Origin of the sequence: Pseudodonghicola xiamenensis DSM 18339 (genome assembly GCF_000429365.1) — a bacterium.
GTDB lineage: Bacteria > Pseudomonadota > Alphaproteobacteria > Rhodobacterales > Rhodobacteraceae > Pseudodonghicola > Pseudodonghicola xiamenensis.
The window spans coordinates 231,844-238,609 of sequence record NZ_AUBS01000005.1 but is presented as its reverse complement, the minus strand read 5'-3'; the positions used below and the strand labels follow the sequence as shown (position 1 = coordinate 238,609).

Annotated in this window: 6 protein-coding genes and 1 tRNA gene; 4 read left to right on the top strand and 3 right to left on the bottom strand. The window is 64.8% G+C overall.

The genetic code is table 11. From position 1 onward, the window contains the following. Positions 1–67 precede the first annotated feature (67 nt). From G455_RS23670 to G455_RS0108665, 3 genes are all read right to left on the bottom strand, one after another. A complete protein-coding gene (locus G455_RS23670; RefSeq protein WP_035366407.1) occupies positions 68–565 on the bottom strand; it encodes a metallophosphoesterase in 498 nt (165 codons plus the stop codon). A gap of 191 nt (positions 566–756) precedes the next feature. Continuing rightward, positions 757–831: transfer RNA gene (locus G455_RS0108670), tRNA-Gln, on the bottom strand. A gap of 182 nt (positions 832–1,013) precedes the next feature. Then, positions 1,014–1,496: an SH3 domain-containing protein gene (locus G455_RS0108665; RefSeq protein ID WP_229861746.1), complete on the bottom strand. Its 483-nt coding sequence runs from the start codon at positions 1,494–1,496 to the stop codon at positions 1,014–1,016. Positions 1,497–1,666: 170 nt separating this feature from the next. Between G455_RS0108665 and G455_RS0108660 the strand changes: the two genes are divergently transcribed. From G455_RS0108660 to G455_RS0108645, 4 genes are all read left to right on the top strand, one after another. Further along, complete coding sequence (locus tag G455_RS0108660) at positions 1,667–2,653, top strand: 2-hydroxyacid dehydrogenase (protein ID WP_028093342.1); 987 nt, start codon at positions 1,667–1,669, stop codon at positions 2,651–2,653. Between the two features lie 10 nt (positions 2,654–2,663). After that, the gene (thpR, locus tag G455_RS0108655; RefSeq protein ID WP_028093341.1) at positions 2,664–3,215 is read left to right on the top strand and encodes an RNA 2',3'-cyclic phosphodiesterase; all 552 of its coding nucleotides are present in this window, start codon (positions 2,664–2,666) and stop codon (positions 3,213–3,215) included. A 72-nt stretch (positions 3,216–3,287) separates the two neighbouring features. Then, the gene (ggt, locus tag G455_RS0108650; protein ID WP_028093340.1) at positions 3,288–5,078 is read left to right on the top strand and encodes a gamma-glutamyltransferase; all 1,791 of its coding nucleotides are present in this window, start codon (positions 3,288–3,290) and stop codon (positions 5,076–5,078) included. Positions 5,079–5,168: 90 nt separating this feature from the next. Beyond that, positions 5,169–6,566 (top strand): FAD-binding oxidoreductase, encoded by a 1,398-nt coding sequence (locus G455_RS0108645; RefSeq protein WP_028093339.1) that lies wholly within the window; start codon positions 5,169–5,171, stop codon positions 6,564–6,566. The last annotated feature ends 200 nt before the right edge of the window (positions 6,567–6,766 follow it).

The following is a 6,766-nucleotide window of genomic DNA, read 5'->3' as shown; positions in this document are numbered from 1 at the left end:
TCGGCCCTCGGAAGAGCCGAAACCGAAGTCGCCGCCTGAAGCCAGCAGGGAAAGGGGCAGCTCAATCTCAGCGCCGAATAGCGCAACAAGCCCTCTGAACGGGACGAAATTCCCATTTATCAACGCCCACATTCACGCTGTTTCGCGAGCCTGCCCATTGGTCGTGGACGTGGCCGAACAGCTGTAGGGCGCCTCTGCGTGCGCCGTTCCAAGTGATCATCGGATAATGGCACAGGACGAGGCTGTAATCGCCGTCCTGGATCTCGGCCATGTACTCTGTGCTGGCCCAGGGGAGCGAGATTACTGCTTCATCGTCGTGGTTGCCGATGATCAGATGCTTGCGGCCGGGCAGGCTGTGAAACCAGTTCTCGAACTGTGCCGTATCATCAGCGCGACCGAAGGCGAAATCTCCCAAAATCCAGAGGTCATCATCATGCGCGACACAGGCCTGGAAGTTGGCGATCAGGACCGCGTTCATCTCTGCGGTTGAGGCGAAGGGGCGCTTGCAGAAGTCGATAATGCGGTGGTGGCCGAAGTGCAAGTCGGCCGAATACCAGTTGGCCATACCGGCGCCCTCCCGTGTTCGTCAGACCACAGTTTAGGGACGAGATCACACCGGCGCAAATGTCTGTCAGTTCAGAAGGATTCTGGAAAGCGAGACGTTCGGAATATCAGCAGATGCCAGTCTTGCCCGAGCAATATGCCAAATAGAACCGGATAGGCTCCAATCTTCGGCGAATGTCACAAAAAGGGAACTGGCTGGGGTGGTAGGATTCGAACCTACGGTACACGGTACCAAAAACCGCTGCCTTACCGCTTGGCTACACCCCAACAGTGAGCGGCTATCTACGCGGCTTGTTCGGAGGGATCAAGGGCCCTTTTGAAAAAAAATCACGGCGTCGGTGTCCGGTTGGTATCTGGCAGTGCCTGGTTGGAAAATCGGCCCGCCGGGGGGGCCTTCGGGGGGCTCTCATGGGGCCATGATGACAGGGCTGGGCGCGCGGGTGGACGGCTCAGTCGCGAATCTCGTCGTCGTCGACGCCCCAGAGATTGGTCTTCAGTGTCCAGCCGCGATAGCCGCCTGAGGAAATCCGGCACCAGTCCCTGGTGCATTCGCCGAGTCGGGCGATCACCCCCAGTTCGAACCGGGCGTTGAGCTGGGATTGCGGATCGGGGCGGTTGTAGATCGGGATCATATCCTGTTCGACCAGCACCGTGCGCACCCCCGAGAGCAGCGCGTAATGGACCCAGCCGCCGGCGCCGTCGCGGTCCTGCACCCTGCGCCAGTGACCGTGTTCGGCGGTGACCTGCAGCGGCATGTCGCGGCGTTTGAACACCCAGTCGATGCGATGGGTCAGCGACGGGCCGCGCCTGACGTTGCCCTCGTCCGTCTTCAGAGAGACATAGCGCGGCAGCGGCAGATGGGTCACCGGGCCCAGATTCTGCTCTTTCGCCTGTGCCGGCAGGGTGAGAAAACTGATCGCCAAGAGCGCCATGGTTCGGCGCGTGATACCTGATGCCATGGTCAAAGACGGCCTGCCCGCAATTTTCTTTCGTCTCGGATGAAAAAGCCTGCGTCATAAGTGCATGGGGTTCTTGTGCCCCGGCTGTTCCTGCGCCACGATGCCATGGCGCAGGCAAGTTTGGAAGCTTTGGAGGAGCAGAAGTGTCAAGAGAACGACTGAGTGTTGTTGTCACGCGACGGTTGCCGGAGGCCGTGGAAACCCGGCTGAGCGAGCTTTTCGATGTGCGTCTGCGCGAGGACGATACGCCGATGACCCGCTCTGAACTGGTCGAGGCGGTGAAACAGGCCGACATTTTGGTGCCGACGCTGACCGATTCGATTGATGCCGGCCTGATCACCCAGGCGGGTGAGCGGCTTAAGCTGATTGCCAACTATGGCGCCGGGGTCGATCATATCGACGTCGCCACGGCGCGGCAGCGCGGGGTGCTGGTGTCGAACACGCCGGGCGTGCTGACCGACGATACCGCGGACATGACCATGGCGCTGATCCTCGCCGTTACCCGCCGCATCCCCGAGGGCCTTGCCCTGATGCAGAAGGGCGACTGGAGCGGCTGGGCACCGACCGCGCTGTTGGGCGGGCGGATCAGTGGCCGGCGGCTCGGCATCCTCGGCATGGGGCGGATCGGTCAGGCGGTGGCGCGCCGCGCCGCGGCCTTCGGCATGCAGGTGCATTATCACAATCGGCGCCGGGTGCGCCCGGAGATCGAACAGGCGCTTGAGGCCACCTATTGGGAAAGCCTCGATCAGATGGTGGCGCGGATGGATGTGATTTCCGTCAACTGCCCCTCGACCCCCAGCACCTTCCACTTGATGAACGCGCGGCGGCTTGGGCTGATGAAACCCTCGGCGGTGATCGTCAACACCTCGCGCGGCGAGGTCATCGACGAAAGCGCGCTGGCGCGGTTGATCCGTGCGGGCGATATCGCCGGTGCCGGGCTCGATGTTTACGAACGTGGCAGCGATGTCGCCGCCAAGCTGCGCGATCTGCCCAACGTGGTGCTGCTGCCGCATATGGGATCGGCCACCATCGAGGGGCGGATCGAGATGGGCGAGAAGGTGATCATCAACATCAAGACCTTCGAAGACGGTCACCGGCCGCCCGATCTGGTGGTGCCGGGGATGCTGTAACCCCAGAGCGATGCGGGCCTTTCTGGCCATCGCCCTCTCTGACGCGGCAATCGCCGCGCTGAGCCGGCTGCAGGCGGGGCTGCCCCTGGGCCGCCCCGTGGCGCCGGAGAACCTGCATCTGACCCTGGCCTTTCTGGGCGATCAGCCGGAGGAGGCGCTGGAGGCGCTGCATGAGGAGCTTGAACGCCTTGCGGTCAAGCCCTTTACGCTGCACTTCACTGGCCTGGGCCGTTTCGGTGCCGCCAAGCCCCGACTGATCTTTGCCGATGTCGCGCCCGATCCGGCCTTGTTGAAATTGCGCGAGGATATCCTGCGCGCGCTCCGCCGTGCCGGCCTCTCCGCGCCGAAGGAACGGTTCCATCCCCATGTCACCCTCGCCCGGTTGGGCGGGAACGCAGGCAGCGGACGCGAGGCCGAGGTGCTGCAGGGCTTTTTCGAACGGTTCGGCGATACTCTGCTGCCGGAGGTGCCGGTGACTTGCTTTGGACTCTATCGGTCGGTCCTGCATCCGAAGGGGGCCCGGTATGATCGGCTGGCAGACTATGGGGCCGCGGCGATCTGAGGGCTTCTCCGGATTGCCTGCCGGCGCCGATCCGCTACACTCCGCCAACTCATCGAAAGGGGAGAGCATCCCATGCGTCAGTTCACCTTTGCCTGTCTTTCCGGGCTGCTCCTCGCCTCGCCGCTTGGCGCGCAACAGGCGGCCGATACCGTCGCGCCGGAAGAGGCGACAGAGGCAGGTGGTGGATTTGCCGCACTGTCTCCTGCGGTGGCGGCGGCATTGGAGGCCAAGGCGGCGGGCCGGCCGGTCGAAGCCACGCATTGGATGATCGCGGTGGCCAACCCGCATGCGGCCGAGGCCGGTGCCGCCGTGCTGCGCGCCGGCGGCACCGCGGCGGATGCGATGGTCGCGGCGCAGACGGTGCTGGGGCTGGTCGAGCCGCAATCCTCGGGGCTGGGCGGCGGGGCCTTTCTGGTCTGGTACGATGCTGCCAGCGGTGATCTGACCACGCTCGACGGGCGCGAGACCGCGCCGCTCGACGCCCGTCCACGGCTGTTCCAGGATACCAGCGGCCAGCCGCTCGGATTCTATGATGCGGTGGTCGGTGGCCGGTCGGTCGGCACCCCGGGGACGCCGGCGCTGCTGGCCGAGGCGCATCGCCGCTGGGGGCGTACCGACTGGCGCGATCTGTTCCGGCCTGCCATCGACCTGGCCGAGGGAGGCTTTGCGGTCTCCGCGCGCCTGGCGGCGCTTGTCGAGGCGGATGCCGAACGTCTGGCCCGGTTCCCGGCGACGGCGGAATACTTCCTGCCGGGTGGTCAGCCCCTGGCGGCGGGGCAGCGGCTGACCAATCCGGCCTATGCCGACACGCTGAGACAATTGGCGGATAACGGCGCGGCAGGTTTCTATGCCGGTCCGGTCGCTGCAGATATCGTCCGCACGGTGCAGGAGGGGGCAGGGGACAATCCCGGGGTGCTCTCGGGGCTTGATCTGGCGCTTTACCAGGTGCGGGAACGGGCGCCGATCTGCGTGCCCTATCGGACATATGAGGTCTGCGGTATGGGCCCGCCGTCCTCCGGGGCGCTGACGGTGGGGCAGATCCTCGGCATGCTCAACAGTTTCGCGATGCCGGGGCCTGACAGCCCCGAAGCCTGGCGGCTGATCGGCGATGCCTCGCGGCTCGCCTTCGCGGACCGGGGGCGGTATATGGCGGATGAGGATTTCGTGCCGATGCCGACCAAGGGGCTGGTCGACCCCGCCTATCTGGCCGAGCGCGCCAAGCTGTTGGAGGGGGGCGATGCCCTGCCCGAGGTGGCGCCGGGCAATCCGGTCTTTGATCACGCCTTGTTGCAGGCCGATGACGAGGCGATCGAATTCCCCTCGACCTCTCATATCTCCATCGTCGATAGCTATGGTAATGTGTTGTCGATGACCACGACGATCGAAAACGGCTTCGGGTCGCGGCTGATGGTGCGCGGCTTTCTGCTGAACAACGAACTGACCGATTTCTCGTTCCGGACCCACAAGGACGGGTTGCCCATCGCCAATCGGGTGGAGCCGGGCAAGCGACCGCGGTCGTCGATGGCCCCGACCATCGTGATGGCCGAGGGCAAGCCGGTGCTGGCGATCGGTTCGCCCGGGGGCAGCCGCATCATCGGCTATGTGGCGCAGGCCATCGTCGCCTGGGCGGACTGGGGCATGGATGTGCAGCAGGCGGTGGCGCTGCCGCATGCGGTGAACCGCTTCGGCACCTATGATCTGGAGGCCGGCACCGGGATCGAGGCGCTGGCGCCCGAGCTGGAGGAGATGGGCTATGAGGTGGCGCCGAAGGTGCTGAATTCGGGCCTGCATGCGATCGAGATCGGCCACGGGCTGAAGGGGGGCGCCGACCCACGTCGCGAGGGGATCGCTCTGGGCGACTGAGGCGCTGCCCGCCACCGCCAGCGATCCGGGTGGCCGATTGACGAGGGGGGGAAACCGGGTATTGTCCGCCCCCTAAACGGAGTGAGAGACATGGTGCAAGCAACCGCGCTGCCGCGCAATGAAACCGGTATCGAAACCGCCGTCGGCATCCTGAAGCAACGTTTCGGCGATCGCTGCCAGACCGGCCTGTCGATCCGAGAGCAGCACGGCCATACGACGACCTATATCCAGAACCAGATCCCCGATGCCGTGGTCTTTCCCGCAGGTACCGAGGAGGTTTCCGAGATCGTCAAGATCTGTGCCGAACACAAGGTGCCGGTCATCCCCTTTGGCACCGGTACCTCGCTGGAGGGCCATGTGAACGCCCCCGCCGGCGGTATCTCGGTCGATTTCACCCAGATGAACCAGATCCTCGCCGTGCATGCGGGGGATCTCGATTGCGTCATCCAGCCCGGGGTGACGCGCGAACAGCTCAATACCCATTTGCGCGATCAGGGGCTGTTCTTTCCGATCGACCCGGGCGCCAATGCCTCGCTGGGCGGCATGGTCTCGACCCGCGCCTCGGGCACCAATGCGGTGCGCTATGGCACCATGAAGGACAATGTCGTCGCGCTCGAGGTGGTTATGCCCGATGGCGAGGTGATCCGCACCGCGACCCGGGCCAAGAAAAGCTCGGCCGGTTATGACCTGACCCGGCTGATGGTGGGATCGGAAGGCACCTTGGGGCTGATCACCGAGATCACCCTGCGCCTGCAGGGCATCCCCGAGGCGATCTCTTCGGCGCGCTGTTCCTTTCCTTCGGTCGATGCTGCCTGCCAGGCGGTGATGATGACGATTCAATACGGCGTGCCGGTGGCGCGGATCGAGCTGCTGGACGAGTTGAGCGTGAAGGCGGCCAATATCTATTCCAAGCTCGATCTGCCGGAAACGCCGCTCCTGCTGCTGGAATTCCACGGGTCCGAGGCCGGGGTGCAGGAGCAGGCGGAGACTTTCGGGTCGATCGCCGAGGAATTCGGCGGCAACGGCTTCCAGGCCACCACCAGCACTGAAGAGCGCAACAAGCTCTGGCAGGCGCGCCATGACATGTACTGGGCGTGCCACGGGCTGCGCCCGGGCGCCAAGGGACTGTCGACCGACGTCTGCGTGCCGATCTCGCGGCTGGCGGAATGCGTTGGCGCCGCGACCGCCAAGGCGGCCGAACTGGGAATGATCGCTCCCATCGTGGGCCATGTGGGCGACGGTAATTTCCACTGTCTGCCGCTGATCGACATGGAGAGCGCGGAGGAGATCGCAAAGGCCGAGGAATTCGTCGGCTGGCTGAATGACCTGGCGATTTCGGTCGAGGGCACCTGTACCGGCGAACATGGTATCGGCCAGGGCAAGAAGCCCTATCTCTACAAGGAGCTGGGGCCGGCGATGCGCTACATGGCGGCGATCAAGGCGGCGTTCGATCCCGACAACATCATGAACCCCGGCAAGATCGTCTGATCCGACCTCAGGTTTTCATATGCCTCCTTCCCATGCGGGGAGGGGGCGTGATGGCGCGCGGCGCCTGCGGGCCCTTGTGCAAGCTTTGACTGAGGGAGTCTCCGGCGAGAGTATCGTCGCAGAGAGGAAACTGCGGTGGCGTCTCGGACGCTTGATCGGCAGGGCCGGGGGCGCGCCGATCTGGCTTGCCGGGCACCGGG

Coding starts and splice junctions, on each gene's coding strand:
- G455_RS23670 (WP_035366407.1), bottom strand. CDS start 565: ATGGCCAACTGGTATTCGGCCGACTTGCACTTCGGCCACCACCGCATT.
- G455_RS0108665 (WP_229861746.1), bottom strand. CDS start 1,496: ATGGCGCTCTTGGCGATCAGTTTTCTCACCCTGCCGGCACAGGCGAAA.
- thpR (WP_028093341.1), top strand. CDS start 2,664: ATGCGGGCCTTTCTGGCCATCGCCCTCTCTGACGCGGCAATCGCCGCG.
- ggt (WP_028093340.1), top strand. CDS start 3,288: ATGCGTCAGTTCACCTTTGCCTGTCTTTCCGGGCTGCTCCTCGCCTCG.
- G455_RS0108645 (WP_028093339.1), top strand. CDS start 5,169: ATGGTGCAAGCAACCGCGCTGCCGCGCAATGAAACCGGTATCGAAACC.